At 38.4% G+C, this 25680-nt stretch carries 37 protein-coding genes; 34 read left to right on the top strand and 3 right to left on the bottom strand.

Annotated features, from left to right (window positions below):
• Positions 1-13: 13 nt before the first annotated feature.
• Positions 14-1117, bottom strand: coding sequence for an efflux RND transporter periplasmic adaptor subunit (locus tag D0T50_RS08005; protein ID WP_163223005.1), 1104 nt, complete (start codon positions 1115-1117; stop codon positions 14-16).
• A 174-nt stretch (positions 1118-1291) separates the two neighbouring features.
• Here D0T50_RS08005 and D0T50_RS08010 point away from each other — a divergent pair, with 174 nt between their 5' ends.
• On the top strand, positions 1292-2131 hold the full coding sequence (locus D0T50_RS08010; protein WP_163223006.1) for an AraC family transcriptional regulator: 840 nt from the start codon (positions 1292-1294) through the stop codon (positions 2129-2131).
• A 98-nt stretch (positions 2132-2229) separates the two neighbouring features.
• Here the strand turns inward: D0T50_RS08010 and rd are convergent, their stop codons facing one another.
• Entirely contained in the window at positions 2230-2394 is a 165-nt protein-coding gene (gene rd, locus D0T50_RS08015) for a rubredoxin (RefSeq protein ID WP_163223067.1), read from the bottom strand.
• Between the two features lie 39 nt (positions 2395-2433).
• Here rd and D0T50_RS08020 point away from each other — a divergent pair, with 39 nt between their 5' ends.
• Genes D0T50_RS08020 through D0T50_RS08035 form a run of 4 tightly spaced genes read left to right on the top strand, consistent with a single transcriptional unit; the run spans position 2434 to position 8772 of the window.
• Complete coding sequence (locus D0T50_RS08020) at positions 2434-4521, top strand: ATP-binding protein (protein WP_163223007.1); 2088 nt, start codon at positions 2434-2436, stop codon at positions 4519-4521.
• Between the two features lie 8 nt (positions 4522-4529).
• Positions 4530-7220 carry a calcium-translocating P-type ATPase, PMCA-type gene (locus tag D0T50_RS08025; RefSeq protein WP_163223008.1) on the top strand — a complete coding sequence of 897 codons (2691 nt, stop codon included), beginning with the start codon at positions 4530-4532 and terminating at the stop codon, positions 7218-7220.
• Complete coding sequence (locus D0T50_RS08030; protein ID WP_163223009.1) at positions 7217-7852, top strand: HAD family phosphatase; 636 nt, start codon at positions 7217-7219, stop codon at positions 7850-7852. The genes D0T50_RS08025 and D0T50_RS08030 overlap by 4 nt, the downstream gene beginning before the upstream one ends.
• A complete protein-coding gene (locus tag D0T50_RS08035) occupies positions 7849-8772 on the top strand; it encodes a bifunctional riboflavin kinase/FAD synthetase (protein WP_163223010.1) in 924 nt (307 codons plus the stop codon). The genes D0T50_RS08030 and D0T50_RS08035 overlap by 4 nt, the downstream gene beginning before the upstream one ends.
• Positions 8773-9152: 380 nt before the next feature.
• Here the strand turns inward: D0T50_RS08035 and D0T50_RS08040 are convergent, their stop codons facing one another.
• Positions 9153-10094 (bottom strand): HEAT repeat domain-containing protein, encoded by a 942-nt coding sequence (locus D0T50_RS08040; protein WP_163223011.1) that lies wholly within the window; start codon positions 10092-10094, stop codon positions 9153-9155.
• A 129-nt stretch (positions 10095-10223) separates the two neighbouring features.
• Between D0T50_RS08040 and D0T50_RS08045 the strand changes: the two genes are divergently transcribed.
• The 29 genes from D0T50_RS08045 (at position 10224) to ykgO (ending at position 25647) form a co-directional block, all read left to right on the top strand.
• The gene (locus D0T50_RS08045; RefSeq protein ID WP_163223012.1) at positions 10224-10532 is read left to right on the top strand and encodes a DUF3467 domain-containing protein; all 309 of its coding nucleotides are present in this window, start codon (positions 10224-10226) and stop codon (positions 10530-10532) included.
• A gap of 119 nt (positions 10533-10651) precedes the next feature.
• Entirely contained in the window at positions 10652-11062 is a 411-nt protein-coding gene (rpsL, locus tag D0T50_RS08050) for a 30S ribosomal protein S12 (RefSeq protein ID WP_163223013.1), read from the top strand.
• Between the two features lie 143 nt (positions 11063-11205).
• On the top strand, positions 11206-11682 hold the full coding sequence (gene rpsG, locus D0T50_RS08055; RefSeq protein WP_163223014.1) for a 30S ribosomal protein S7: 477 nt from the start codon (positions 11206-11208) through the stop codon (positions 11680-11682).
• A gap of 45 nt (positions 11683-11727) precedes the next feature.
• The gene (gene fusA, locus D0T50_RS08060) at positions 11728-13845 is read left to right on the top strand and encodes an elongation factor G (protein ID WP_163223015.1); all 2118 of its coding nucleotides are present in this window, start codon (positions 11728-11730) and stop codon (positions 13843-13845) included.
• A gap of 77 nt (positions 13846-13922) precedes the next feature.
• Positions 13923-14228 carry a 30S ribosomal protein S10 gene (gene rpsJ / locus D0T50_RS08065; protein ID WP_163223016.1) on the top strand — a complete coding sequence of 102 codons (306 nt, stop codon included), beginning with the start codon at positions 13923-13925 and terminating at the stop codon, positions 14226-14228.
• Positions 14229-14249: 21 nt separating this feature from the next.
• Complete coding sequence (rplC, locus tag D0T50_RS08070) at positions 14250-14867, top strand: 50S ribosomal protein L3 (RefSeq protein ID WP_163223017.1); 618 nt, start codon at positions 14250-14252, stop codon at positions 14865-14867.
• Positions 14867-15505, top strand: coding sequence for a 50S ribosomal protein L4 (rplD, locus tag D0T50_RS08075; RefSeq protein WP_163223018.1), 639 nt, complete (start codon positions 14867-14869; stop codon positions 15503-15505). Before rplC ends, rplD begins: the two co-directional genes overlap by 1 nt.
• A 2-nt stretch (positions 15506-15507) precedes the next feature.
• The gene (rplW, locus tag D0T50_RS08080) at positions 15508-15798 is read left to right on the top strand and encodes a 50S ribosomal protein L23 (RefSeq protein WP_163223019.1); all 291 of its coding nucleotides are present in this window, start codon (positions 15508-15510) and stop codon (positions 15796-15798) included.
• A 5-nt stretch (positions 15799-15803) separates the two neighbouring features.
• Entirely contained in the window at positions 15804-16628 is an 825-nt protein-coding gene (rplB, locus tag D0T50_RS08085; protein WP_163223020.1) for a 50S ribosomal protein L2, read from the top strand.
• 20 nt (positions 16629-16648) lie between these two features.
• Positions 16649-16918, top strand: a complete 270-nt coding sequence (rpsS, locus tag D0T50_RS08090; protein ID WP_163223021.1) for a 30S ribosomal protein S19 — start codon at positions 16649-16651, stop codon at positions 16916-16918.
• A gap of 37 nt (positions 16919-16955) precedes the next feature.
• Entirely contained in the window at positions 16956-17360 is a 405-nt protein-coding gene (gene rplV, locus D0T50_RS08095) for a 50S ribosomal protein L22 (RefSeq protein ID WP_163223022.1), read from the top strand.
• A gap of 6 nt (positions 17361-17366) precedes the next feature.
• Entirely contained in the window at positions 17367-18089 is a 723-nt protein-coding gene (rpsC, locus tag D0T50_RS08100) for a 30S ribosomal protein S3 (RefSeq protein ID WP_163223023.1), read from the top strand.
• Positions 18090-18111: 22 nt separating this feature from the next.
• Entirely contained in the window at positions 18112-18546 is a 435-nt protein-coding gene (gene rplP, locus D0T50_RS08105; RefSeq protein ID WP_163223024.1) for a 50S ribosomal protein L16, read from the top strand.
• Positions 18547-18552: 6 nt separating this feature from the next.
• Positions 18553-18750, top strand: coding sequence for a 50S ribosomal protein L29 (gene rpmC / locus D0T50_RS08110; RefSeq protein ID WP_163223025.1), 198 nt, complete (start codon positions 18553-18555; stop codon positions 18748-18750).
• Positions 18747-19016: a 30S ribosomal protein S17 gene (gene rpsQ, locus D0T50_RS08115; RefSeq protein WP_203558212.1), complete on the top strand. Its 270-nt coding sequence runs from the start codon at positions 18747-18749 to the stop codon at positions 19014-19016. The genes rpmC and rpsQ overlap by 4 nt, the downstream gene beginning before the upstream one ends.
• 2 nt (positions 19017-19018) lie before the next feature.
• A complete protein-coding gene (gene rplN, locus D0T50_RS08120; protein WP_163223026.1) occupies positions 19019-19384 on the top strand; it encodes a 50S ribosomal protein L14 in 366 nt (121 codons plus the stop codon).
• 19 nt (positions 19385-19403) lie between these two features.
• On the top strand, positions 19404-19724 hold the full coding sequence (gene rplX / locus D0T50_RS08125; RefSeq protein ID WP_163223027.1) for a 50S ribosomal protein L24: 321 nt from the start codon (positions 19404-19406) through the stop codon (positions 19722-19724).
• Positions 19724-20281: a 50S ribosomal protein L5 gene (gene rplE / locus D0T50_RS08130; protein WP_163223028.1), complete on the top strand. Its 558-nt coding sequence runs from the start codon at positions 19724-19726 to the stop codon at positions 20279-20281. Before rplX ends, rplE begins: the two co-directional genes overlap by 1 nt.
• Before the next feature lie 3 nt (positions 20282-20284).
• A complete protein-coding gene (rpsN, locus tag D0T50_RS08135) occupies positions 20285-20554 on the top strand; it encodes a 30S ribosomal protein S14 (protein WP_163223029.1) in 270 nt (89 codons plus the stop codon).
• Between the two features lie 55 nt (positions 20555-20609).
• Positions 20610-21005, top strand: a complete 396-nt coding sequence (rpsH, locus tag D0T50_RS08140; RefSeq protein WP_163223030.1) for a 30S ribosomal protein S8 — start codon at positions 20610-20612, stop codon at positions 21003-21005.
• A 17-nt stretch (positions 21006-21022) separates the two neighbouring features.
• Entirely contained in the window at positions 21023-21577 is a 555-nt protein-coding gene (gene rplF, locus D0T50_RS08145; RefSeq protein WP_163223031.1) for a 50S ribosomal protein L6, read from the top strand.
• A 23-nt stretch (positions 21578-21600) separates the two neighbouring features.
• Complete coding sequence (gene rplR, locus D0T50_RS08150; RefSeq protein ID WP_163223032.1) at positions 21601-21945, top strand: 50S ribosomal protein L18; 345 nt, start codon at positions 21601-21603, stop codon at positions 21943-21945.
• A 5-nt stretch (positions 21946-21950) separates the two neighbouring features.
• Positions 21951-22466 carry a 30S ribosomal protein S5 gene (rpsE, locus tag D0T50_RS08155; RefSeq protein ID WP_163223033.1) on the top strand — a complete coding sequence of 172 codons (516 nt, stop codon included), beginning with the start codon at positions 21951-21953 and terminating at the stop codon, positions 22464-22466.
• Between the two features lie 9 nt (positions 22467-22475).
• Positions 22476-22652 (top strand): 50S ribosomal protein L30, encoded by a 177-nt coding sequence (gene rpmD, locus D0T50_RS08160; protein ID WP_163223034.1) that lies wholly within the window; start codon positions 22476-22478, stop codon positions 22650-22652.
• 30 nt (positions 22653-22682) lie between these two features.
• Complete coding sequence (gene rplO, locus D0T50_RS08165) at positions 22683-23129, top strand: 50S ribosomal protein L15 (protein WP_163223035.1); 447 nt, start codon at positions 22683-22685, stop codon at positions 23127-23129.
• 4 nt (positions 23130-23133) lie between these two features.
• Complete coding sequence (secY, locus tag D0T50_RS08170; protein ID WP_163223036.1) at positions 23134-24489, top strand: preprotein translocase subunit SecY; 1356 nt, start codon at positions 23134-23136, stop codon at positions 24487-24489.
• A 12-nt stretch (positions 24490-24501) separates the two neighbouring features.
• Entirely contained in the window at positions 24502-25302 is an 801-nt protein-coding gene (map, locus tag D0T50_RS08175) for a type I methionyl aminopeptidase (protein WP_163223037.1), read from the top strand.
• A 1-nt stretch (position 25303) separates the two neighbouring features.
• A complete protein-coding gene (infA, locus tag D0T50_RS08180; RefSeq protein ID WP_163223038.1) occupies positions 25304-25522 on the top strand; it encodes a translation initiation factor IF-1 in 219 nt (72 codons plus the stop codon).
• 8 nt (positions 25523-25530) lie between these two features.
• Complete coding sequence (ykgO, locus tag D0T50_RS08185; RefSeq protein WP_002558051.1) at positions 25531-25647, top strand: type B 50S ribosomal protein L36; 117 nt, start codon at positions 25531-25533, stop codon at positions 25645-25647.
• Positions 25648-25680 lie beyond the last annotated feature (33 nt).

A 25680-nucleotide genomic window follows, 5' to 3' on the forward strand; every position in this document is an offset into this window, starting at 1 on the left:
ATGATTGTTCTTTTTAGTTTTTTATCGTGATAGATGTGCCTTCGCGAAGCATTCCAACACCCTCGACTACTACTACATCGTCTGTATTCAAACCTGAGGAGACAATATATTCTTTTCCATCATTTGTGGGAATAACTGTCAATTGTGTTGATGTTGCTATGCCATTCACTACCTTGTATGCAAAAACTTTGTCTTGCAGTTCGTAGGTGGCGACAATAGGGATAGTCAAGCAATTATTCATCGTGTTAGGCAGGATGATACTACCCGATGCACCACTGTGCAAGATGCCTCCTTTGTTAGGAAACACGGCACGCATGGAAACACTTCCGGTGGTAGCATCGATGACCCCACTAATGGTTTCGATAAATCCTTCTTCGGGATAGATTGTGTTGTTGCTCAATGCTAACTGCACCCGTGGGAGTGAAGCAAGTACTTCGGTCATAGAGCCATACGTGCTGGTTAAGTCGAGGAAGTTGTTTTGCGTAATAGAAAAGTAAATATACATCTCCGAATTATCCGAAACAATGGTGAGCGGCTGCGGAATAGAAGGGGCTACCAATGTTCCTTCGCGAAAAGGGAGTGTACCCACTACACCGTCTGCCGGACTTTGCACGGTAGTGTAATTAAAATTGTTGCGTGCTGTAACCTCTTGTGCTTGTGCCTGTAATAGCTGCGCTTTGGCTGTAAGTAATTGATTTTTTGCAGTAAGCAGGTCAAACTCCGAAATTACTTTTCCGTTGTAGAGTGTTTGTTTACTATCGTATACTAATTGTGCTGTAGCAACACTTGCGGAAGCTGCTTCTACATTGGCCTCTGCCATTTGTAGAGCGGCCTTATACGGTATTTGGTCAATGATGAAAAGTGATTGCCCTTTGCGAACGTGTTCACCTTCTTTTACGCAAACACGCGAAATAGTTCCCGATACCTGTGGGTAAATGGCAATGTCTTGTCGCCCCTGAATCGTAGCAGGATAGCTACTTGATAGCTGACGATTCACCGGTTTAAGGGTTATAACTGCATACGAAACCTCTTCTTGTTGGTGAGGTGCTTCCTTACATGCGGAAAATAAAAAACAGCAAGCCATTATGGCTGCTGCAAGTGTTAGATTCTTCTTCATTTGTTTGATATAATTTTCGGCTGCAAAGGTATGGATTTGAAATGGAAGAGGCTGTTTCAAAAAATGATGTAGTATGTTCAAAACGAGAATAGCTTGAAAGACTAAAATTGTTAAACCATAGTCAGATGCGTTTTGCTTTCACTATCTTTGCATTGAATATTTGTGGAGGAAAATATGAAAGAGAGAGTTATATCTGAAGAGAACCCTTTTATCATACGGGTTACTGACTTGAAATTACTTCATGGTCATCCTTTCCGATTGCAAGGTGGAGCCGTGATTTTTTGTAAAAATGGGAATGCGAAGTTAGTTGTCGATACAGAATCTTATCCACTTAATACAGATATGGAAGTGATACTAATGCCCGATGTAACTATCATGCTAACCGAAGTTAGTATTGATTTTGAGGTGATTTTTTTCTATTTTACCCGCAAATTATTTCTTGAGGCTCACTGGCAGTTTGATCCCTCTTTCTTTCAACACCTAAGGATGTATCCTGTGTATCAACACTCTGTGGAAAGTGCTAAACTGCCGAAGCAGTTTGCCGCACTTATTCTATCTGCATACGTAGATGTAAATAATCGCTACCGAACGATTATTGTAACCAATTTCCTACGTAATATATTATTGAATATTTACGATAAAATACAACGCTCTATCGCGCACGAGCAACTTCTTGGGAATAACCTTCGTAAGGAGGAGTTATTCCATAAATTCATGGAATTAATCCTTGTGCATTGTTGTAGCCATAGAGATGTGGCTTTTTATGCTGATAAATTGTGTATATCCAAACGATATTTAGCTGCTGTTACAGCAGAGGTGGCAGGTGAAATGCCAAAGCAGACTATAGATATTCATGTAGTGCAAGAGATAAAGATTTTGCTTTCTTATTCGGAGATGACTTTGCAACAGATAGCAGACTATCTGCATTTCCCAGATCAGTCATATCTCGGACGATATTTCAGGCATCACGAAGGACAGTCACCGCTTGCTTACCGTGCTAGAAACCGTTTCTAAAAAGAACATGAGAGTACGTTTTTATTGTGGGGGAGGAGTACGTTTTTTTGTGCATATAAAAAAGGAGTCAAACAAATCGTTTAACTCCTTAGAACTTTTTACTCTTTTACCGGTTCAAAGTCTTCTTTTCCAACTCCGCATACAGGACAAACCCAATCTTCAGGTATGTCTTCAAATGCTGTTCCCGGTTCTATTCCGCTATCGGAATCGCCCACTGCTGGGTCGTAAATAAATTCACAAACAGTGCAAATGTACTTCATAATCTTACTATTTTTCTTTCTATAACAAATTACAAGAATAAAATGTTCTTGACAAAGAACTTTTGTTGTATCTTTGTTCGTGAAATACGTACTTATATACCTATGATTATTGCGTTTGCTACTACCATATTATTGTTAATTGTATCTGTAATTGCCATACTTTTAGAGATGCAAAAGAGGAAGCGTTTGCAAGAACTGTTAAAGAAACGCGCAAAAAGGAATCAATTTTCCTCACAGTTATTTGACGCGGTCTTTCAAAACGTAAATGCGTATTTGTTTTTAATAGACAGGGATCTTGCTATAGTGAAATCAAATAGCATTGATAGCCAAAATGCACAACGAATAACATTGAATGATTTGTTGCGTTGTTCTGTTAATAGTCAGGATAAAGAAAAATGTAATTGTGGCAACTGTATCCTTAGCCGCAGAGTAACGCTTGCATTACTTGAGCAAAAAGAGTTCTCGCTAACCGAGAATATAATACTGAATCTCCCCAATAGTACTTTGCAGTTTGATGCTTTGATAACTGGTTCATATATCGATATTGACAATGAACGATTCATTGTGATAACACTCATCAATCTGGCAGAAACAAATGGCGGCAAAGAGAGCAAAGTATTAGCAGAAACTTTGCAAGTAGCTACAACAATCTCTTCGATAGGGGTTGCATCTATCAATCTGTCTACAGGAAAAGAGTTTGCAACTCCACTCTTTTATAAAAATCTATTCGTGGGCGATAAAGAATCTGTAAACGTTTTGCTTCAGAAATTGCCAAATGTGGAAAGCGAAGACAAAAAGGCCTTGCTTGCTTGTATTGAAAGTGTGCGAAAAGGGGATATGAATCGCATAGAATCCAGAGATGTGCAGATTGTGATTTCTGAAGAAAAAAGTACATGGGTTAGATTTATCTGCCAGAAGAGGGAAAGCACTGAAGAAAAGCAACCCGAATTGATTGTTTTGGTCATTGATGTAAATCAAGAGAAAAACAACGAACTCTTTTTGAAAGAAGAAAAAGAGAAGGCAGAAGATGCAGACCGCTCCAAATCGGCCTTCCTCGCTGATATGAGTCACGAGATACGTACGCCGCTTAATGCCATTGTAGGTTTCTCGGAATTGCTCGCGGCGGCCACTTCGGGTGAGGAAAAAGGAGAGTATCTCGGTATTATTAAAAATAGTTCGGATATGTTGTTGCAACTCATTAACGACATTCTGGATATGTCTAAGATAGAGGCGGGTGTTATTGAGTTTAATTACGGAAATGTGAATGTTAATTCGCTAATCGATGACTTGAGTAACACTTTCAGGCTACGACTAGCCCGCAATAAGCCCAATGTGAAGTACGTAAGCGAGCTGGGACTACCGGCATTGGTACTAAACACAGATAAAAACCGCTTGGGACAGGTGTTGTCTAATTTTGTGTCGAATGCAATAAAGTTTACTGAAAAAGGATCTATAACACTAGGATATAAAGTTCGTGAAGACGGAATCTATTTTTATGTTAAAGATACTGGCATGGGGATGGATGAAGAGGCGCGTAAAAAACTTTTTGGGCGATTCAATCGTTTTCATAAGACAATGAAAGGGAATGGACTCGGTTTAGCGATTAGTAAGACAATTATTGAGCGATTAAATGGAACAATCGGTGCTGACTCTGTCCAGGGTGAAGGTTCTACTTTTTGGTTTGTGTTACCGCTCGATGCGATGGTTGATGTGCAAACAGTAGCTCGCACGTTGCAAGTAGAAAAAAAAGAATCTACCGGTAGTGAGATTGTAAATAATAAAAAGCCATTGATATTGATTGCCGAATACAGTGATGAGTGTCGTCGTTTTGAAGCTGTTTTGGCGGAAGATTATCAGGTGATTTGGGCACAGACTGGTGAAGAGGCTGTAACCAAGTTTTTAGTAGAGCAACCAGAACTTACATTGTTAAATTTAGTACTGCCCGACGTGAATGGCTTTCAGGTAATGGAGGCAATTGCACAAATGTCTGCAGGTTCGCCCATAATTGCCATTGGCGAAAAGGAAGAAGAAAAAGAACCTGCTTTGCAAAGTGGCTTTGTTGATTTTATCTTAAAGCCGATATCGGGTGATACGCTGATAGATAAAGTGGCAAGTTATATTAAAAAGTAAATGTAAGGATGAGTTTAGCATCTGGCGATAATCGTCGCCTTGGTCTTTCAGAAGAAGAAGTAACCCGGAGTAGAGAAAAGAACGGTGTTAATCTTCTTACACCTCCCAAACGACCCTCTCTTTGGAAACTGTATTTTGAGAAGTTTCAAGATCCGGTTATTCGTGTACTGCTTGTAGCAGTGGTTTTCTCTTTTGTTATTTCTGTTATCGAAAATGAATATGCGGAGACTATTGGGATAGTGATTGCTATCCTATTGGCTACGGGTATCGGCTTCTTTTTTGAATACGACGCTAATAAAAAATTTGACTTGCTGAATGTAGTAAACGAAGAGACAGCAGTAAAGGTTATGCGTGGTGGGCGGATACATGAAATCCCTCGCAAAGAGGTGGTAGTCGGTGATATAATCCTCCTGGAAACAGGCGAAGAGATACCTGCTGATGGAGAACTACTCGAAGCAATCTCTATGCAAGTAAATGAATCCAATCTTACAGGAGAACCGGTTGTTTCTAAAGCTACTAATCCTGTCGATTTTGATGATGAGGCTACTTATGCCTCGAATAGGGTGATGCGTGGGACTACCATAGTAGATGGTCATGGCATGATGCAGGTGCTTCAAGTGGGTGATGCTACTGAGATAGGGAGAGTTGCCCGATTGAGTACCGAACAATCTCTTGAACCAACCCCTCTAAATCTTCAGCTGACCAAACTTGCTGGCTTAATAGGTAGAATAGGTATTACTGTAGCGGTGGCAACTTTTGCCATATTTGTTGTTAAAGACTTATATCACTATTTTGGTGAAACTACCCTTACCGGATGGGATAACTACATAGCTATAGCGCGCATTCTTCTGAAATACTTTATGATGGCAGTAACATTAATCGTTGTTGCTGTACCCGAGGGATTGCCTATGAGTATTACGCTAAGTCTTGCGCTGAATATGCGTAGAATGCTAGCCACTAATAATCTTGTTCGCAAAATGCACGCTAGTGAAACGATGGGTGCTATTAATGTAATTTGTACAGATAAAACGGGTACGCTAACTCAAAACCAAATGCAGGTGCATGAGGTATGTTTCTACGCGCTGAAAAAAGGAATAGTAGAGGCTAGTGAAACGACTAGTCAATTAGTACTCGAGGGGATTAGTGCAAACACTACCGCATTTCTTGAAGAAATATCACCGGGAGCGAAGCTAAAAGGGGTGGGGAATCCTACTGAAGCGGCTTTGTTGTTGTGGCTGAATAACTGCGGATATGATTATCTCTCTATTAGAAAAGAGGCAGTGATACTTGAACAGCTGACATTCTCTACGGAGCGGAAGTATATGGCTACCTTGGTTCATTCTCCACTCCTGAATAAAAAAGTACTCTATCTGAAAGGTGCTCCTGAGATAGTCTTGAGTAAGTGTGCGGAAATTGTACTGGCTGATAAAATCGCACAAAAAGAAGATTTTTATTCTGAAGTTGATAAACAACTTGCCGCCTATCAAAATAAGGCAATGCGTACATTGGGATTTGCTTACAGAATCATAGAAGAAGATGATGATAGAGATATCGCAGCCTTGATTGCAGCTAACAACTTATTATTTCTTGGTGTTGTCGCCATTTCTGACCCTATCCGTCCGGATGTTTCTGAAGCAATTGCCAAGTGTCATTCTGCTGGTATTGATGTAAAAATAGTAACTGGTGATACTCCTGGAACGGCTAAAGAAATAGCACGTCAGATAGGACTTTGGACTACTGCTGATACAGAAAATCGTCATATTACCGGTGCTGCTTTTGAACAATTAACCGATGAAGAGGCGTTGGGTAGAGTTGAAGAACTGAAAATTATGTCACGTGCTCGTCCTACCGATAAGCAACGTCTGGTGCAGCTACTTCAAAAGCGTGGTGCTGTGGTTGCTGTTACGGGCGATGGTACAAATGATGCTCCTGCGCTGAATCAGGCACAGGTAGGGCTCTCTATGGGTACAGGGACTTCGGTGGCTAAAGAAGCAAGCGACATTACGTTGCTCGATGACTCATTTAGTAGTATCGCTACTGCTGTTATGTGGGGGCGGTCGCTCTATAAAAATATTCAGCGATTCATTGTTTTTCAATTAACCATAAATTTTGTAGCACTGCTTATTGTGTTAATAGGCTCTTTCTTTAACACGGAACTGCCACTTACGGTTACACAAATGCTTTGGGTAAACTTAATAATGGATACCTTTGCTGCATTGGCGCTTGCTTCTATTCCCCCCAATGTAGATGTGATGAAAGAAAAACCGCGACGCAATACAGATTTCATTGTAAACAAGGAAATGGCATACAATATTATGGGTATTGGTTTACTCTTTTTGTTTTGCTTGTTAGGTATGATTGTCTACTATAATAGTTTGTCGGAGGGTATGACTGTTTATCGCCTAACTGTATTCTTTACGTTTTTTGTGATGCTTCAGTTCTGGAATTTATTTAATGTACGCGTGTTTGGAACAAATGATTCTGTCTTCAAGGGACTTGGGAAGTCATATGGTATGTTATTTGTCGCACTGTGTATTTTGATAGGACAATTTGCGATTGTTACATTTGGCGGGGTTGTTTTTCGTACCACGCCACTTGATGCATATACATGGGGTATGATTATGCTTACCTCCTCGCTAGTGCTATGGGGTGGTGAACTGTTTAGGCTAATACAGCGTATTCAAGCGAAAAGAAGATGAAAAAGGGAGAGATTAAGAATCTGATATTCGACTTTGGCGGAGTGTTGATAGATCTTCATAAGGAGCATTGCATAGAAAAGTTTCGGGCATTGGGTGTTACTGATGCCGAACGATTGATAGGTACTTTCTCTCAGCAAGGGGTCTTTAAGAAATTGGAATGTGGACAAATCTCTACTGTCGATTTTCGGAATGAGATTAGGCGAATGAGCCAAACGGTTTTGACAGATGAGCAGATAGATGATGCGTGGAATAATCTCTTAGGTGAAGTGCCAACTTATAAGCTGGATGCTTTGTTAGAACTCCGTCAGAAATATGCAGTTTATCTGTTGAGTAATACCAACGCAATACATTGGGATTGGTCGTGCAAGAATGTCTTTACTTATAAAGGGCATCAAGTAACCGATTACTTTGATGAGATTTTTCTTTCATATGAGATGAAACAGGCTAAGCCGGATGTTGCTATCTTTAAAATGGTTATTGAGAAGACTGCGGTCGTTCCGCATGAAACACTCTTTATTGACGACTCGCTCGAGAACTGCAAGGCTGCCGATTCGCTTGGAATGGTTACTTATAATGTAAAACCAAATGATAGCTGGTTACACATATTAAATAATATTGAGTTAGAGAAATGATTGTTTTTCGTCATATACCATCTGCTTTACCCGAGGCTTGTGTTGCTACCATTGGATTTTTTGATGGTGTGCATCAAGGACATGAATATTTAATTGAACAAGTAAAGGAACTTGCAGCGCAGAAAAAAATGAAATCGGCAGTGGTTACTTTTCCCGTACATCCACGCAAAGTAATGAATGCTATTTACAAACCCGAACTCCTTACAAACTACGATGAAAAAATAACATTGTTGGAGCAAAAAGGCATTGATTATTGTTTCGTGCTTGATTTTGCTCCAGCTATTGCTGCACTTTCTGCCGAAACGTTTATGCGTACCATCTTAAAGGAGCAATTGAATGTACAAGGAATGGTTATTGGTCATGATCATCGTTTTGGGCACAATCGTTCCAATGATTTTGAGGACTATTGTCAATTTGGTGCTGAAATAGGTATATATATAGTACAGGCGCGCGCGCGTACTATTAATAATACAACAGTTAGCTCTTCGGCAATCCGTAGGCTGCTCAACGCTGGTGATGTGGATTTAGCTTCGAAGTTTCTGGGCTATGATTATTCTTTGTGTGGTACGGTTGTCGGTGGTCATCGTATAGGGCGAACAATAGGATTTCCTACTGCCAACATTGCGGTGAACGATTCGGAAAAACTTATTCCTGCTGATGGCGTATACGCAGTTAGAGTAACAGTGGAGGGTAAATCTTACATTGGAATGCTTAATATAGGACATCGTCCAACGATCAATAATGGTTTGGATCGTAGTATCGAAGTGCATATACTTGAATTTAACGCTGATATTTATAATTTTTCTATTCGTGTATCTTTCCTCGAACGCATACGGACGGAAATGAAGTTTTCAAATAGAGAAGAACTCATAGAGCAACTGATTAAAGATGCAAAGATAGTGAAGTCGTTATTGAAGTGATGTTCTGTTCTGTAACTTCATATACACTCCAGATGTAGTTTTTAAGAATAGGTCTTCACATTCACAAAATGCTATAACCAAATGACAGTGAGCGAGTTGCCTGTGAAGACCCCCTCTTTTTGCCTTCACAGGGTCTTCACGCCTAATTTTCGTTGATTTTTTGACTGGTTTTTAGTTGGGAAAGCAGTCAGAAATAGTTCGAAAAACAGTGAGAAGTGAAACAAAAAGCAGTCGCAAAACTGCACTGCCTAGAGCTCTTGTTTCCTTCGCTCCGTCTGCCATAGTCTCGTGCCCTGTCTTCCATAGTCTCGTGCTCTGTCATCCATAGGCACACGATCACTCAGCCATAGGCGCGCAATCACTCAGCCATAAGCAAAAAATCACTGAATTGAAGAAAGAACTATTTCTGCTTCCTTTCTTGTCTCCTGGTTGCGACTGTTCATCCCTTCTTTGATTATTTTGATAGCTTGTTCGGTTCCTGTTTTTGCTAATGGGATGTAGTAAAGATGTTTCTTTTCCTCGTCGGTTTGCCTCATTCTCCGTATAATTGTATTTGTTTGCTCATCTGCTGATTGTGAGGAAATGGCGGTAATAATTGCTTCCTGTAGTGGAGATACTACTTCCTTCTCTGCTATTTCTAACATGCCACATAAACGTACAAAGTCGTTTTCGCCAACTACATCCTTGAGTGCTTTGTAGGCAGTAGTTTTGACTTTTTCGGAAAGAGAACGTGTTTCGTTAAAAATGGCATTGTTGTTTGCTTTGGCTTTTCGTGTAGCGAGTAACTCGATTCCTGCTATTTTTCCTATATCTCCGGCTTTTGGTATAGCCTTGGCTACCGATTCCTCTATTCCTCCAGTGAAATAAACAAGTGCTTGACCTGTAAAAACGACCATTTCTTGGTCAGAAGAGAGTAGTAAATTGACCAGTGCACTTATTGTTCTTGAATCGCTGATGTGAACTAAAGACTTTACAGTTGCTTTTCGTACTTCTATATCTTTGTCTTCCAATAACTTGACGAGTACTTGTCTTCCTGGAACTTCGAATCGTACCTCAAATTCTCGGAGTATTTCTTTCTTTTCAGAGTCCTTTGCCTCATTGCTAATCCAGTTGAGAATATCAATTTTGGCTTCAGAAGTACTTTTGGGGAGTATTTTATAGATGCTTTGATATGTCTGTACATCTGCATAGGAGGAGGCTGCATTAAGTTCGTTTAGACGATACTCGCGGTTTTTACTTTTTATAGCATTGAGTAGTTGCCTGTTTTGGGCATCTATTTGAACGGTGCAGAGTATGCATATAACAAGAAGTATTTCTCTCATTGCCTTTTGTGGGTTAATAATCATTATTCTTCTACTACAAAAATAGAAAAGAAAAATAAGAATTGAGTTTTCGTTAAATACTTTTGCGGATTTCTGCTATTTTTGTAACATTCTTAAAAAAATAAATATATGGAACATCAAAATCAAGACAATCAGCTACAAATAGAATTAAATAATGAAGTAGCGCAGGGTACGTATGCCAACCTGGCAATTATTACACATTCCAGTTCGGAGTTTATTCTGGATTTTATTCGTGTTATGCCTGGTTTGCCCAAAGCTGCTGTGCAATCACGGGTAATTTTAGCTCCCGAACACGCTAAGCGTTTGTTGAATGCGCTTGAGGATAATATAGCAAAATACGAACAGGTTTTTGGTAATATCCGCCTTCCCGAAAAACAATTTATACCTCCTATGCCAAATTTACAAGGCGAAGCTTAATGGAAAAATAAAAAGGCATTTGATTGATTATTAAAATATTATTTGTAACTTTGCAGCCCAAATTGTATTGTTGCGAAAATAAATAATATCAAATATATAATAACTAAAAACAATTAAAAATGCCTACAATTCAGCAATTAGTAAGAAAAGGACGTGCTGTACTGACGGAGAAAAGTAAGTCTCCCGCTCTGGATTCGTGTCCTCAAAGACGTGGCGTTTGCGTGAGAGTTTATACAACAACTCCAAAAAAACCAAACTCAGCTATGCGTAAAGTAGCTCGTGTACGTTTGACAAACTCTAAGGAAGTAAACTCTTACATCCCGGGTGAAGGACATAACTTGCAAGAGCACTCAATCGTGTTGGTACGTGGTGGTCGTGTAAAAGACCTACCGGGGGTACGTTATCACATCGTTCGCGGTACGTTAGATACAGCAGGTGTTGCCGGACGTACACAAAGACGTTCTAAATATGGTGCTAAGCGTCCAAAACCAGGACAAGCAGCTGCAGCCGCTACTAAGAAAAAGAAATAATACGGATGTGATTATCCGAATTGAAAAATTTAATAAATAACTTTCGTTTTAGTTTGTTGGACTTGGTATAGGTTGAGTAAATACTCCGGTGGGGGATTGAAGACACATTACAGCCAGAAACAAAAACATAATTGTTCAAACAAATGAGAAAATCAAAACCGAAAAAACGCATTATCCTTCCGGATCCTGTGTTTAATGATCAAAAGGTTTCTAAATTCGTAAACCACTTGATGTATGATGGCAAAAAGAATATTTCTTATGAAATTTTCTATGCAGCATTAGAATTAGTATCAAAAAAACTTCCTAACGAAGAAAAATCAGCGCTTGAAATTTGGAAGAAAGCACTTGATAATGTAACCCCACAAGTGGAGGTTAAATCTCGTCGTGTAGGTGGTGCTACATTTCAAGTGCCAACCGAAATTCGTCCAGACCGCAAAGAGTCAGTTTCAATGAAAAATTTGATTCTGTATGCTCGTAAGAGAGGTGGAAAAACAATGGCTGATAAACTTGCTGCTGAGATCATAGATGCTTTTAATGAGCAAGGTGGTTCATACAAACGTAAGGAAGATATGCACAGAATGGCTGAGGCCAACAGAGCATTTGCACATTTTAGATTCTAATACTGAGAAACATTAATTATTAAAGGTAAGCGAAAGAATTAAAAAATGGCAAAACAAGATTTACATTTAACTCGTAATATCGGTATCATGGCTCACATTGATGCCGGAAAAACAACTACTTCTGAGCGTATCCTGTTTTATACCGGATTAACTCATAAGATTGGTGAAACTCACGATGGTACTGCTACCATGGACTGGATGGCTCAAGAGCAGGAACGTGGTATCACTATTACATCGGCTGCTACAACCACTCGTTGGAAATATGACGGCGATACTTATAAGATCAATTTGATTGACACTCCGGGACACGTTGACTTTACTGTGGAAGTAGAGCGTTCATTGCGTGTTCTTGATGGTGCTGTTGCTACTTACTGTGCTGTAGGTGGCGTTGAACCACAATCGGAAACAGTATGGCGTCAAGCTGATAAATACAATGTTCCACGTATTGGTTACGTGAACAAAATGGACCGTTCGGGAGCTGATTTCTTCGAAGTGGTTCGCCAAATGAAAGATGTATTGGGTGCTAACCCATGTCCTATAGTTGTTCCAATCGGTGCAGAAGAAACTTTCAAAGGTGTTGTTGACCTTATTAAAATGAAAGCTATTCTTTGGCATGATGAAACAATGGGTGCTGACTACTCTGTTGAAGATATACCAGCTGATTTATTAGCTGAATGTGAAGAATGGAGAGATAAAATGCTTGAATCAGTAGCTGATTATGATGACTCATTGATGGAGAAATATTTTGATGATCCTTCAACAATCACTGAAGAAGAAATTCTGCGTGCGCTTCGTAATGCTACTATTCAAATGGCTATTGTACCGATGTTGTGCGGTTCTTCATTCAAGAATAAAGGTGTGCAAACATTGTTAGACTATGCTTGTGCATTCTTGCCTTCTCCTTTGGATACTGGTAGTGTAACTGGAACAAATCCAAATACAGGCGAAGAGGTTGTAAGACAACCGGATGAAGAAGACAAGACATCTGCTTTAGCATTTAAAATTGCTACAGACCCTTATGTTGGTCGCTTAACTTTCTTCCGTGTATATTCAGGTAAAATTGATGCCGGTTCATACGTATTCAATGCTCGTTCAGGTAAAAAGGAACGTGTGTCGCGTATTTTCCAGATGCATTCAAATAAACAAAATCCGGTTGAAGTAATTGGTGCAGGTGATATTGGTGCAGGTGTTGGTTTTAAGGATATTCGTACAGGTGATACGCTTTGTGACGAATCAGCTCCAATCATTTTGGAATCTATTGATTTCCCAGAAACTGTGATTGGTATTGCTGTTGAGCCAAAAACTCAAAAAGATATGGACAAGCTTGCTAATGGTTTGGCGAAACTTGCTGAAGAAGACCCAACCTTTACTGTTAAAACAGACGAGCAATCAGGTCAAACTATTATATCTGGAATGGGTGAGCTTCACTTGGATATTATTATCGACCGTTTGAGACGTGAATTTAAGGTTGAATGTAACCAAGGACGTCCTCAAGTAAACTACAAAGAAGCTATTACTAAGACTGTTAATTTACGCGAAGTTTATAAGAAGCAGTCAGGTGGTCGTGGTAAGTTTGCTGACATTATAGTAAATATCGGTCCTATTGATCCTGATTTTGAACAAGGAGGATTGCAATTTATTGATGAAGTGAAGGGTGGTAATATTCCAAAAGAATTTATTCCTTCGGTTCAAAAAGGTTTCACTTCAGCGATGAAGAACGGTGTTCTTGCTGGATTCCCTCTTGATTCACTGAAAGTGACACTGATTGATGGTTCTTTCCATCCGGTTGACTCTGACCAACTTTCATTTGAAATCTGTGCTATCCAAGCTTACAAAAATGCTTGCGCAAAAGCAGGTCCTGTATTGATGGAGCCTATTATGAAATTGGAAGTTGTAACTCCGGAAGAAAATATGGGTGATGTGATTGGTGACTTGAACAAACGCCGCGGACAAGTGGAAGGTATGGAATCAAGTAGATCGGGTGCGCGTATCGTAAAAGCATTGGTGCCACTGGGCGAAATGTTTGGTTATGTAACAGCATTACGTACCATTACATCAGGTCGTGCAACATCCTCAATGACTTACTCGCACCATGCACAAGTTTCTCAATCTATTGCCAAAGCAGTACTTGAAGAAGTGAAAGGTAGAGTAGATTTGATCTAAAATAAACAAGCAGCAGGTTAGCGAATGACTCTTAACCTGCCGCTTTTATTAGTATAATATATAATTAAAAAAAGACCATGAGTCAGAAAATTAGAATTAAATTGAAATCTTATGATCACAACTTGGTTGACAAATCAGCTGAGAAGATTGTAAAGACAGTGAAGGCTACAGGTGCTATTGTTAGCGGTCCTATTCCATTGCCAACACACAAACGTATTTTTACAGTGAACCGTTCAACGTTCGTGAATAAAAAATCAAGAGAACAGTTTGAACTTTGTTCGTACAAAAGACTGATTGATATCTATAGCTCAACAGCAAAGACTGTAGATGCGTTGATGAAGCTTGAACTACCTAGTGGTGTAGAAGTTGAAATCAAAGTTTGATAATTATAATAAATAAGTGAAATGCCAGGATTATTAGGAAAAAAAATCGGAATGACATCCGTATTCAGTGCCGATGGTAAAAACGTACCATGCACTGTTATCGAAGTAGGTCCTTGTGTTGTTACTCAAGTAAAAACAGCAGAAAAAGATGGCTATGAGGCGGTACAGTTGGGTTTCCAAGATAAAAAGGAAAAACACACTACAAAACCTCTTCTTGGTCACTTTAAGAGAGCAGGAGTAACACCAAAGAGACACTTGGCCGAGTTCAAAGAATTTGAAAACGAACTTAACTTGGGTGATACCCTTACTGTTGAATTGTTTAATGATGTTGACTTTGTTGACGTTGTTGGTACTTCAAAAGGTAAAGGTTTTCAAGGGGTTGTTAAAAGACATGGATTTGGTGGTGTGGGTCAAACTACACACGGTCAACACAATCGTGCTCGTAAACCGGGTGCTATTGGTGCTTGTTCATACCCTGCAAAGGTATTCAAAGGAATGCGCATGGGTGGACAAATGGGTGGTGACAGAGTTACTGTACAAAACCTTAAAGTATTAAAAGTAATTTCGGAGCACAACCTTCTTTTGATTAAGGGTTCTATACCGGGTTGCAAAGGTTCAATCGTTTTAATAGAGAAATAATGGAAGTTAACGTATATAACATTAAAGGTGAGGACACTGGGAGAAAGATTGCGTTAAACGAATCTATCTTCGGAATTGAGCCGAATGACCACGCTATCTATTTGGATGTGAAACAATACATGGCCAATAAGCGTCAAGGTACACACAAATCAAAAGAAAGAAGTGAAATGAGCGGTTCAACCCGTAAACTTGGTCGCCAAAAAGGTGGTGGTGGTGCACGTCGTGGTGATGTGAACTCTCCAGTTTTAGTGGGTGGTGCTCGTGTGTTTGGTCCTAAACCAAGAGATTACTCTTTTAAGCTGAATAAAAAAGTAAAAGCTTTAGCTAGAAAATCAGCTTTATCTTATAAGGCTAAAGGAAATGCAATTGTTGTGATTGAAGACTTCAATTATGAAGCTCCAAAGACCAAAGATTTTGTTGCAATGACAAAAAACTTGAAAGTAAATGACAAAAAGCTTCTTGTAGTTTTATCAGAATCAAATAAAAACGTATATTTGTCGGCTAGAAATTTACAGAAGGCTCATGTGCAAACTGTTTCAGGTCTAAATACTTATAGAGTTTTAGATGCTGGAGTTCTTGTGCTTACAGAAAGCGCTCTGTCAGCTATTGACAATGTCTTAAGTAAAAAGGAGGCTTAATAATGGGAATTATAATAAAACCGTTAGTTACAGAAAAAATGACAAACATAACCGAAAAGTTAAATCGTTTCGGATTTATTGTGCGTCCTGATGCTAACAAACTTGAAATTAAAAAAGAAATTGAAGCCTTGTACAATGTTACAGTGATTGATGTAAATACTGCTAAATATGCCGGCAAAAGTAAACGCCGTTATACAAGAGGTGGTATTGTTGATGGGAGAACTAACGCCTATAAAAAGGCAATAGTAACATTGAAAGAAGGAGATTCTATTGATTTTTATAGCAACATTTAAGAAAAATGGCAGTACGTAAATTTAAGCCCACAACACCGGGGCAACGACATAAGATTATTGGTACTTCAGAGGATATTACTGCACGGGTACCAGAGAAATCTCTTGTTTATGGTAAAAAGTCATCTGGTGGCCGCAATAACCAAGGAAAAATGACCATGCGTTATATTGGCGGTGGACACAGAAAAATGGTTCGTATCATTGACTTCAAGAGAAATAAGGACGGTGTTCCAGCAGTAGTAAAAACAATCGAATACGATCCGAATCGTTCGTCTCGTATCGCTTTGTTGTATTATGCAGATGGAGAGAAAAGATATATTATTGCTCCCAATGGATTGCAAGTAGGAACGACTTTGTTGTCGGGTGCAGAAGCAGCGCCAGAGATTGGTAATGCACTGCCTCTACAAAATATACCTGTAGGTACTGTAGTTCATAATATTGAATTACGTCCTGGTCAAGGTGCAGCCTTGGTTAGGTCAGCAGGTAATTTTGCTCAGTTGACTTCTAGAGATGGAAAGTATTGTGTAATTAAGTTGCCTTCGGGTGAACTTAGACAAATACTTGGAACTTGTAAAGCTACTATCGGTAGTGTAGGTAACTCGGATCATGGATTGGAAAAATCAGGTAAAGCTGGTCGTACTCGTTGGTTCGGTCGTCGTCCTAGAAACCGTGGGGTTGTTATGAACCCGGTTGATCACCCAATGGGTGGTGGTGAAGGACGTGCTTCAGGAGGACATCCAAGATCACGTAAGGGATTGTACGCTAAGGGACTTAAAACAAGAGCTCCTAAGAAACAGTCTAGCAAGTACATTATTGAGAGAAGAAAAAAGTAATCTGATTAATTGAGTAAATTATGAGTCGTTCATTAAAAAAAGGTCCATATATCAATGTAAAGCTTGAAAAAAAGATTCTTACCATGAATGAAGCTGGTAAGAAAAACGTTGTTAAGACTTGGGCCAGAGCTTCAATGATTTCGCCTGATTTCGTAGGGCATACAGTTGCAGTTCATAACGGAAATAAATTTATTCCTGTTTATGTTACCGAAAATATGGTAGGTCACAAGTTGGGCGAATTTGCACCAACTCGTACCTTCAGAGGACATGCTGGTAACAAGAAAAAATAAGGAAATTTTGCTGAAATAATAAAAGTAATAAATAATAATGGGAGCAAGAAAAAAAATATCGGCTGACAAAAGAAAAGAAGCCCTTAAGACCATGTATTTCGCGAAATTGCGAAATGTTCCTACTTCCCCCCGCAAAATGCGTCTTGTGGCTGACATGATTCGCGGAATGGAAGTAAATAGAGCACTTGGTGTTTTGAAGTTCTCTTCGAAAGAAGCTTCTGCAAGAGTGGAAAAGTTATTGCGCTCTGCTATTGCTAATTGGGAACAGAAAAACGAACGCAAGGCTGAAAGTGGTGAATTGTTTGTGACTACGATTTATGTTGATGGTGGAGCAATGCTTAAAAGAATGAGACCTGCACCACAAGGGAGAGGATATAGAATTCGCAAACGTTCAAACCATGTGACTTTGTTTGTTGGTGCAAAAAGTAATAATGAAGAATAATTAGGTATGGGACAAAAAGTAAATCCAATAAGTAACCGTTTAGGAATCATTAGAGGTTGGGATTCTAACTGGTATGGTGGAAACGATTATGGCGATGCATTGCTGGAAGATAGTAAAATTCGTAAATATCTGAATGCACGTTTAGCTAAAGCAAGCATATCCAGAATTGTCATTGAACGTACCTTGAAGCTTGTAACTATTACTGTTTGCACAGCTCGACCTGGTATCATTATCGGTAAAGGTGGACAAGAAGTTGACAAACTGAAGGAAGAGTTGAAAAAAATTACGGATAAAGATATTCAAATCAATATCTTTGAAGTAAAAAGACCTGAATTGGATGCAGTAATTGTAGCAACAAATATTGCTCGTCAGGTTGAAGGAAAGATCGCTTATCGCCGTGCCATTAAAATGGCTATCGCAAATACTATGCGTATGGGTGCTGAGGGTATTAAAGTGCAAATTTCAGGACGTTTAAATGGGGCTGAAATGGCTCGTTCTGAAATGTATAAAGAAGGAAGAACTCCATTGCATACTTTTAGAGCTGATATTGACTATTGCCATGCAGAAGCATTGACAAAAGTGGGCCTTTTAGGTGTAAAGGTTTGGATCTGTCGCGGTGAGATATTTGGAAAGAGAGAACTTGCTCCAAACTTTACACAAAGTAAAGACAATGCTCGTGGTGGAAACAGCGGAGGCAAAAGCTTCAAAAGAAAGAAAAATAATCGCTAAACGAATTTGAGTTTTAGGAATCATGTTACAACCGAAAAAGACAAAATTCAGAAGGCAACAGAAAGGACGTATGAAAGGGAATGCTCAACGGGGCAATCAACTTGCATTTGGTTCTTTTGGTATTAAAGCCTTGCAAAGTAAATGGATTACCGGTAGACAAATCGAAGCAGCACGTATTGCTGTGACAAGATATATGCAACGTCAGGGACAAATTTGGATCCGTATTTTCCCGGACAAACCAATTACAAAGAAGCCAGCGGAAGTACGTATGGGTAAAGGTAAAGGTTCTCCGGAAGGATTTGTTGCTCCAATTACGCCGGGAAGAATTATTATTGAAGTAGAAGGGGTATCTTTCGAAATCGCAAAAGAAGCATTGCGCCTTGCAGCACAAAAGCTTCCTGTTACAACTAAGTTTGTTGTAAGACGCGACTATGATATTCAAAATCAAAATGCGTAACGTATTATGAAAATAGCAGAAATAAAAGAAATGTCTACTAGTGACTTGGTAGAGAGAATTGAAACAGAAGCGGTTAATTATAACCATATGATTTTAAATCATTCTATTTCTCCTTTAGATAATCCTGCTGTAATTAAACAATTACGCAGAACTATTGCACGCATGAAAACAGAATTGCGTGAAAGAGAACTTAATAATAAATGATTGGCTTGATGGAAGCAAGAAATTTAAGAAAAGAAAGAACTGGGGTTGTTCTAAGCAATAAAATGGAAAAAACCATTACTGTTGCCTCTAAATTTAAAGAGAAACACCCTATATATGGTAAGTTCGTTAGTAAAACGAAAAAATACCATGCTCACGACGAAAAGAATGAGTGTAATATTGGTGATACTGTGCGTATTATGGAAACTCGTCCGTTGAGCAAAACAAAAAGATGGAGATTAGTCGAAATAATCGAAAGAGCTAAGTAATTATGATACAAGTAGAATCTAGACTCACAGTATGTGATAATAGTGGAGCTAAAGAAGCTTTGTGTATCCGCGTATTAGGTGGTACAAGACGTCGTTATGCTTCAGTAGGGGATGTAATTGTCGTTTCTGTAAAGAACGTAATCCCTGCAGGTGATATAAAGAAAGGTACAGTGTCAAAAGCTTTGGTCGTACGTACTAAGAAAGAGATCCGTCGTGCTGATGGTTCTTATATTCGTTTTGATGATAACGCTTGTGTGTTGTTAAACAATGCAGGCGAAATAAGAGGAAGTCGTATCTTCGGCCCTGTAGCAAGAGAACTTCGTGCTACAAACATGAAAGTGGTATCACTTGCCCCAGAGGTGCTTTAATTTGTAAAAGATTTGAGTAATGAGTAAATTACATATTAAAAAAGGCGATACAGTTTGCGTAAATGCTGGTGAAGATAAAGGTAAGACTGGTCGTGTATTAAAGGTTCTCGTTAAAGAGAAACGTGCAATTGTAGAGGGTGTGAATATGGTGTCTAAAAGCACTAAGCCTAATGCAAAAAACCCACAAGGTGGTATTGTAAAGCAAGAAGCATCTGTGCACTTGTCAAACTTGAACCCGCTTGATCCTAAAACAGGAAAAGCAACGCGAATTGGTAGAAAAGAAAGTTCTGATGGAACTTTAGTACGCTATTCTAAAAAGTCAGGAGAGGAGATTAAGTAATGAGTAATACTGCAAGCCTTAAAAAAGAATATGCAGAACGTATCGTTCCTGCATTGAAATCGCAATTTGAATATTCTTCATCTATGCAAGTGCCTGTACTTAAAAAGATTGTTATCAATCAAGGTTTAGGTATGGCTACAGCTGATAAAAAAATCATTGAAATTGCTATTAATGAGATGACAGCTATTACTGGTCAAAAAGCAGTAGCTACAATCTCTAAAAAGGATATCTCGAACTTTAAGTTACGTAAGAAAATGCCTATTGGTGTTATGGTAACATTACGTCGGGAGAGAATGTATGAGTTTTTAGAGAAGCTAGTACGTGTGGCATTACCTCGTATTCGTGACTTTAAAGGTATCGAAAGCAAGTTTGATGGTAGAGGTAATTATACACTTGGTATTCAGGAGCAAATCATATTTCCTGAAATAAATATTGATAGTATTACTAAAATCTTAGGAATGAATATTACCTTTGTAACTTCTGCGCAAACAGATGAAGAAGGATATGCATTGTTGAAAGAGTTTGGTTTACCTTTTAAAAATGCAAAAAAAGATTGATATATGGCAAAAGAATCAATGAAAGCTCGGGAAGTAAAAAGAGCTAAGTTAGTGGCCAAATATGCTGAAAAAAGAGCAAAACTGAAAAAAGAAGGTGATTATGACGCATTGCAAGCATTGCCTAAAAATGCGTCACCTGTGCGTTTGCACAATCGCTGTAGTTTGACTGGTCGTCCGAAAGGATATATCCGTCAATTCGGTATTTCAAGAATTCAGTTTCGTGAAATGGCATCAAATGGTCTTATCCCGGGCGTAAAAAAAGCAAGCTGGTAAGATATTTTGTTAAATATTGTCAGGGTAGTCCTGATTAATTTATTTTTTTTATTTTATGACTGATCCAATAGCAGATTATTTGACTCGGTTACGGAATGCTATCAACGCAAAACATAGAGTTGTAGAAATTCCGGCCTCAAATTTGAAAAAAGAAATCACAAAGATTCTTTTTGACAAGGGCTACATTCTTAATTATAAGTTTGTAGAAGATGGTCCACAAGGAACTATCAAAGTAGCTTTGAAGTATGATGCCGTTAATAAGGTTAACGCTATCAAGAAGCTTCAAAGAGTCTCTTCACCAGGTTTACGTCAGTATACTGGGTATAAGGATATGCCGCGAGTAATTAATGGTTTGGGTATTGCAATAATATCTACTTCCAAAGGTGTAATGACAGACAAAGAAGCCTCTGAATTGAAAATCGGTGGTGAGGTATTGTGCTATGTCTATTAATTTTAGGAGGAAAAGCAATGTCAAGAATTGGGAAATTACCTATAAGTATTCCGGCAGGTGTTACTGTAGACCTGAATGATAATTTTATCAAAGTAAAAGGACCAAAAGGTGAATTAATGCAATATGTTAATCCACTAATTAGTGTTGAAATTGAAAACGGGCAAATTACATTGAACCGTAATAGTGATGAAAAACAAGAACGTGCATTTCACGGATTGTATCGCTCACTTATTAACAATATGGTAGTAGGTGTGTCTGAAGGGTATAAGAAAGAACTTGAATTAGTTGGTGTAGGTTATCGTGCTTCTAATAATGGTAACATTATCGAACTTTCTTTAGGCTACACACATGCTATATTTATTCAATTGCCACCAGAAATAAAAGTTGAAACAAAATCAGAAAGAAATAAGAACCCTCTTATCCTTTTGGAATCATGCGATAAGCAGTTGCTAGGTCAAGTTTGTTCTAAAATACGCTCTTTCCGTAAACCTGAACCATATAAAGGTAAAGGTGTTAAATTTGTTGGCGAAGTTATTCGTAGAAAGTCTGGTAAATCGGCCGGTGCTAAGTAAATAATGATGTAAAAAGTATTATTATGACAACAAAAATCGAAAGACGAATTAAGATCAAATATAGAGTACGCAATAAAATTTCAGGAACAACTGAATGTCCGCGTATGAGTGTTTTTAGGAGCAATAAGCAAATTTATGTACAGATAATTGATGACCTAACAGGAAAAACATTAGCTGCTGCATCATCTTTGTCTTTAGAAGGCAAGATGCCTAAAAAGGAACAAGCTTCTAAAGTAGGTGAGATGATTGCTAAGAAGGCACAGGAAGCAGGTGTTACTACCGTTGTTTTTGACCGTAATGGCTATCTTTATCATGGGAGAGTAAAAGAAGTTGCTGATGCAGCTCGTAATGGAGGACTTAAATTTTAATCATTATGGCAGTTAACAATAAAGTAAAGATTACTAACGATTTAGAACTTAAAGATAGATTAGTTGCTATTAATCGTGTAACTAAAGTAACCAAAGGAGGTAGAACCTTTAGTTTCTCTGCTATTGTAGTTGTTGGTAATGAAGATGGTATCATTGGTTGGGGCTTAGGTAAAGCAGGTGAAGTAACTGCGGCTATTGCTAAAGGAGTAGAATCTGCAAAGAAAAACCTAATTAAAGTTCCTGTATTAAAAGGTACTGTTCCTCACGAACAAATTGCACGATTTGGTGGTGCTGAAGTATTTATAAAACCAGCATCTCATGGTACTGGTGTGGTAGCAGGTGGTGCTATGCGTGCTGTTTTGGAAAGTGTTGGTATTACCGATGTTTTGGCAAAATCAAAAGGTTCTTCAAATCCACACAACTTGGTTAAGGCTACAATCCTAGCTTTAGGCGAGATGCGTGATGCAAGAATGGTTGCTCAAAATAGAGGAATTAGTATTGAAAAAGTATTTAGAGGATAAGGAGGAATTATGTCGACTATAAAGATTAAGCAAACAAAAAGTAGAATTGGTGCTCCGGCTGATCAAAAAAGAACACTTGATGCACTAGGACTTCGCAAAATGAATCGCGTGGTTGAGCATGACGCAAATCCTGCTATTCTTGGGATGGTAAATAAAGTTAAGCACTTAGTTACCATTGTAGAGTAATTATTTGTTGAATATTAAATGAATTACAATATGAATTTAAGTAATTTAAAACCTGCAAATGGGTCTACTAAAACAAAGAAAAGGATTGGACGTGGTGCTGGATCTGGATTAGGAGGAACTTCTACCAGAGGACATAAGGGTGCTAAATCCAGATCTGGTTATTCTAAAAAAATCGGTTTTGAAGGTGGACAAATGCCGTTGCAGCGTCGCGTTCCTAAATTTGGTTTCAAAAATATCAACCGGGTTGAATATAGAGCTATCAATTTGGATGTTATTCAAAAAATGGCTGAAGCAAATGGGTTAGATAAGATAGGTCTGAATGATTTTATTGAGGCAGGTTTTATCTCTCCAAAGCAATTGGTTAAGATCTTGGGTAATGGCGCTTTAACAGCAAAAGTAGAAGTACAAGCACATGCATTCTCAAAAACATCAATTGCTGCTATTGAAGCTGCGGGTGGAAATGCAGTAAAACTATAACTCAATGAAGAAAGCAATTGAAACATTAAAGAATATATGGAAGATTGAGGATCTAAGACAAAGGATCCTCATCACCGTGTTGTTTGTAGCAATATATCGTTTTGGTTCGTTTATTGTGCTGCCGGGTATTAATCCTGCAATGTTGTCACAACTGCACGAACAAACGAGTGAAGGTCTTCTTGCCCTACTGAATATGTTCTCGGGTGGGGCATTCTCGAATGCATCTATTTTTGCTTTGGGAATTATGCCTTACATTTCTGCATCCATTGTAATTCAGTTATTAGCTATAGCAGTTCCTTATTTCCAGAAGTTACAGCGTGAAGGTGAAAGTGGCAGAAGGAAGATTAATCAGTATACTCGCTATTTAACAATTGCGATTTTGATTGTTCAAGGTCCTTCTTACCTAATAAATCTAAAAATGCAGGCAGGGTTAGCTCTGAATCCTGTGTTGGACTGGACTACATTTATGGTAACCTCTACTATTATTCTTGCTGCAGGCAGTATGTTTGTTCTGTGGTTAGGTGAGAGAATTACTGATAAAGGAATTGGGAATGGTATCTCTTTTATTATCTTAATTGGTATTATTGCACGCTTTCCTCAAGCTTTGGTACAAGAATTTTCTTCTCGTGTTATTGAAAGAGGTGGCGGTGGTCTGATTATGTTTTTAGTTGAGATTATTGTCTTGTTACTAGTTATTGCAGCTGCAATATTGCTAGTGCAAGGTACAAGAAAGATACCTGTGCAGTATGCTAAAAAGCTTGTAGGAAATAAACAATATGGGGGCGCAAGACAGTATATCCCATTAAAGGTAAATGCAGCTGGAGTTATGCCTATCATTTTTGCTCAAGCAATTATGTTCATTCCAATTGCTTTCATGGGTTATTCTGATCCTAACTCAACAAGCGTTTTTTTATCAATAGCACGTGCTATGAGTGACTTCACTGGTTTTTGGTATAATTTTGTGTTTGCTGTTATGATTATATTATTTACATATTTTTATACGGCAATAACTATTAATCCAAACCAAATGGCTGAAGACATGAAAAGAAACAATGGCTTTATTCCTGGTATTAAACCAGGAAAGAAGACAGCGGAGTATATTGACGATATTATGTCACGTATTACTTTGCCTGGTTCATTCTTTTTGGCATTAGTTGCTATAGCTCCTGCCTTTGCAGGTGTGTTTGGAATACAAACTGAATTTGCTCAATTTTTTGGCGGAACTTCTTTGTTGATTCTTGTTGGGGTTGTGCTTGATACATTGCAACAAGTAGAAAGCCATCTGTTAATGAGACATTATGATGGTTTACTTAAGTCTGGACGTATCAAAGGACGTGCAGGTAATGTATCTGCCTATTAAATTACTTGAAGAATGATATTTCTTAAAACAGATGATGAAATAGAATTGCTTCGCCAAAGTAATATTTTGGTGGGAAAAGCATTGGCTGAAATAGCTAAATTGATCAAACCAGGTATTACAACGGCACAATTAGACAAGGTTGCTGAGGAATTCATAAGGGATAATGGTGCTATACCAACATTCAAGGGCTTTCCTAACCAATATGGTGAACCTTTCCCTGCATCTATTTGCACTTCGGTTAATGAACAAGTTGTTCATGGTATACCAAGTACTAAAGTTGTGTTGAAAGAAGGAGATATTGTTTCCATTGATTGTGGCACATATATGAATGGTTTTTGTGGAGATTCTGCATATACCTTTTGTGTAGGTGAGGTGTCAAAAGAGGTTTTTGAACTTCTTAAAGTCACTAAGGAGGCTTTATATATTGGTATACAGCAAGCTGTCCAAGGTAAAAGAATTGGTGATATAGGAAATGTCATACAAACACATTGCGAATCTAATTCTTATGGAGTTGTGCGCGAATTTGTAGGACATGGAATAGGAAAAGAAATGCATGAAGACCCACAAGTTCCAAATTATGGCAAAAGAGGCTATGGGACACAATTGAAAAGTGGACTCTGTATTGCTATTGAGCCAATGATTACTTTGGGAAGTCGTCAAATTGTAATGGATAAAGATGGTTGGACTGTTTCTACAAAAGACCATAAGTATGCAGCGCATTTTGAACATACTGTAGCTGTAAAGGCTGGGAAAGCAGATATTTTATCATCATTTGAATTCATTGAAGAAGTTTTAGGAAATAAAGCAATTTAATATGGCAAAGCAGTCCGCAATTGAACAAGATGGAACAATCATTGAAGCATTGTCTAATGCAATGTTTCGGGTTGAGTTAGAAAATGGACATGAGATTACTGCGCATATATCCGGTAAGATGCGTATGCATTATATAAAAATTTTGCCGGGAGATAAGGTAAGAGTCGAAATGTCGCCTTATGATCTTTCAAAAGGAAGAATTGTATTTAGATATAAATAAATTAAGATATGAAAGTAAGAGCATCATTAAAGAAACGTACGCCAGAATGTAAAATTGTAAGACGTAATGGCCGTTTGTATGTTATTAACAAGAAGAATCCTAAGTATAAACAACGTCAAGGATAATTCGTTATTTTTGCAAGAAAAATAAAAATTGAT

Source organism: Bacteroides sp. 214 (assembly GCF_010501015.1).
Lineage (GTDB): Bacteria > Bacteroidota > Bacteroidia > Bacteroidales > Bacteroidaceae > Bacteroides.

Coding starts and splice junctions, on each gene's coding strand:
- D0T50_RS08005 (WP_163223005.1), bottom strand. CDS start 1,117: ATGAAGAAGAATCTAACACTTGCAGCAGCCATAATGGCTTGCTGTTTT.
- D0T50_RS08010 (WP_163223006.1), top strand. CDS start 1,292: ATGAAAGAGAGAGTTATATCTGAAGAGAACCCTTTTATCATACGGGTT.
- D0T50_RS08020 (WP_163223007.1), top strand. CDS start 2,434: ATGTTCTTGACAAAGAACTTTTGTTGTATCTTTGTTCGTGAAATACGT.
- D0T50_RS08025 (WP_163223008.1), top strand. CDS start 4,530: ATGAGTTTAGCATCTGGCGATAATCGTCGCCTTGGTCTTTCAGAAGAA.
- D0T50_RS08030 (WP_163223009.1), top strand. CDS start 7,217: ATGAAAAAGGGAGAGATTAAGAATCTGATATTCGACTTTGGCGGAGTG.
- D0T50_RS08035 (WP_163223010.1), top strand. CDS start 7,849: ATGATTGTTTTTCGTCATATACCATCTGCTTTACCCGAGGCTTGTGTT.
- D0T50_RS08040 (WP_163223011.1), bottom strand. CDS start 10,094: ATGAGAGAAATACTTCTTGTTATATGCATACTCTGCACCGTTCAAATA.
- D0T50_RS08045 (WP_163223012.1), top strand. CDS start 10,224: ATGGAACATCAAAATCAAGACAATCAGCTACAAATAGAATTAAATAAT.
- rpsL (WP_163223013.1), top strand. CDS start 10,652: ATGCCTACAATTCAGCAATTAGTAAGAAAAGGACGTGCTGTACTGACG.
- rpsG (WP_163223014.1), top strand. CDS start 11,206: ATGAGAAAATCAAAACCGAAAAAACGCATTATCCTTCCGGATCCTGTG.
- fusA (WP_163223015.1), top strand. CDS start 11,728: ATGGCAAAACAAGATTTACATTTAACTCGTAATATCGGTATCATGGCT.
- rpsJ (WP_163223016.1), top strand. CDS start 13,923: ATGAGTCAGAAAATTAGAATTAAATTGAAATCTTATGATCACAACTTG.
- rplC (WP_163223017.1), top strand. CDS start 14,250: ATGCCAGGATTATTAGGAAAAAAAATCGGAATGACATCCGTATTCAGT.
- rplD (WP_163223018.1), top strand. CDS start 14,867: ATGGAAGTTAACGTATATAACATTAAAGGTGAGGACACTGGGAGAAAG.
- rplW (WP_163223019.1), top strand. CDS start 15,508: ATGGGAATTATAATAAAACCGTTAGTTACAGAAAAAATGACAAACATA.
- rplB (WP_163223020.1), top strand. CDS start 15,804: ATGGCAGTACGTAAATTTAAGCCCACAACACCGGGGCAACGACATAAG.
- rpsS (WP_163223021.1), top strand. CDS start 16,649: ATGAGTCGTTCATTAAAAAAAGGTCCATATATCAATGTAAAGCTTGAA.
- rplV (WP_163223022.1), top strand. CDS start 16,956: ATGGGAGCAAGAAAAAAAATATCGGCTGACAAAAGAAAAGAAGCCCTT.
- rpsC (WP_163223023.1), top strand. CDS start 17,367: ATGGGACAAAAAGTAAATCCAATAAGTAACCGTTTAGGAATCATTAGA.
- rplP (WP_163223024.1), top strand. CDS start 18,112: ATGTTACAACCGAAAAAGACAAAATTCAGAAGGCAACAGAAAGGACGT.
- rpmC (WP_163223025.1), top strand. CDS start 18,553: ATGAAAATAGCAGAAATAAAAGAAATGTCTACTAGTGACTTGGTAGAG.
- rpsQ (WP_203558212.1), top strand. CDS start 18,747: ATGATTGGCTTGATGGAAGCAAGAAATTTAAGAAAAGAAAGAACTGGG.
- rplN (WP_163223026.1), top strand. CDS start 19,019: ATGATACAAGTAGAATCTAGACTCACAGTATGTGATAATAGTGGAGCT.
- rplX (WP_163223027.1), top strand. CDS start 19,404: ATGAGTAAATTACATATTAAAAAAGGCGATACAGTTTGCGTAAATGCT.
- rplE (WP_163223028.1), top strand. CDS start 19,724: ATGAGTAATACTGCAAGCCTTAAAAAAGAATATGCAGAACGTATCGTT.
- rpsN (WP_163223029.1), top strand. CDS start 20,285: ATGGCAAAAGAATCAATGAAAGCTCGGGAAGTAAAAAGAGCTAAGTTA.
- rpsH (WP_163223030.1), top strand. CDS start 20,610: ATGACTGATCCAATAGCAGATTATTTGACTCGGTTACGGAATGCTATC.
- rplF (WP_163223031.1), top strand. CDS start 21,023: ATGTCAAGAATTGGGAAATTACCTATAAGTATTCCGGCAGGTGTTACT.
- rplR (WP_163223032.1), top strand. CDS start 21,601: ATGACAACAAAAATCGAAAGACGAATTAAGATCAAATATAGAGTACGC.
- rpsE (WP_163223033.1), top strand. CDS start 21,951: ATGGCAGTTAACAATAAAGTAAAGATTACTAACGATTTAGAACTTAAA.
- rpmD (WP_163223034.1), top strand. CDS start 22,476: ATGTCGACTATAAAGATTAAGCAAACAAAAAGTAGAATTGGTGCTCCG.
- rplO (WP_163223035.1), top strand. CDS start 22,683: ATGAATTTAAGTAATTTAAAACCTGCAAATGGGTCTACTAAAACAAAG.
- secY (WP_163223036.1), top strand. CDS start 23,134: ATGAAGAAAGCAATTGAAACATTAAAGAATATATGGAAGATTGAGGAT.
- map (WP_163223037.1), top strand. CDS start 24,502: ATGATATTTCTTAAAACAGATGATGAAATAGAATTGCTTCGCCAAAGT.
- infA (WP_163223038.1), top strand. CDS start 25,304: ATGGCAAAGCAGTCCGCAATTGAACAAGATGGAACAATCATTGAAGCA.
- ykgO (WP_002558051.1), top strand. CDS start 25,531: ATGAAAGTAAGAGCATCATTAAAGAAACGTACGCCAGAATGTAAAATT.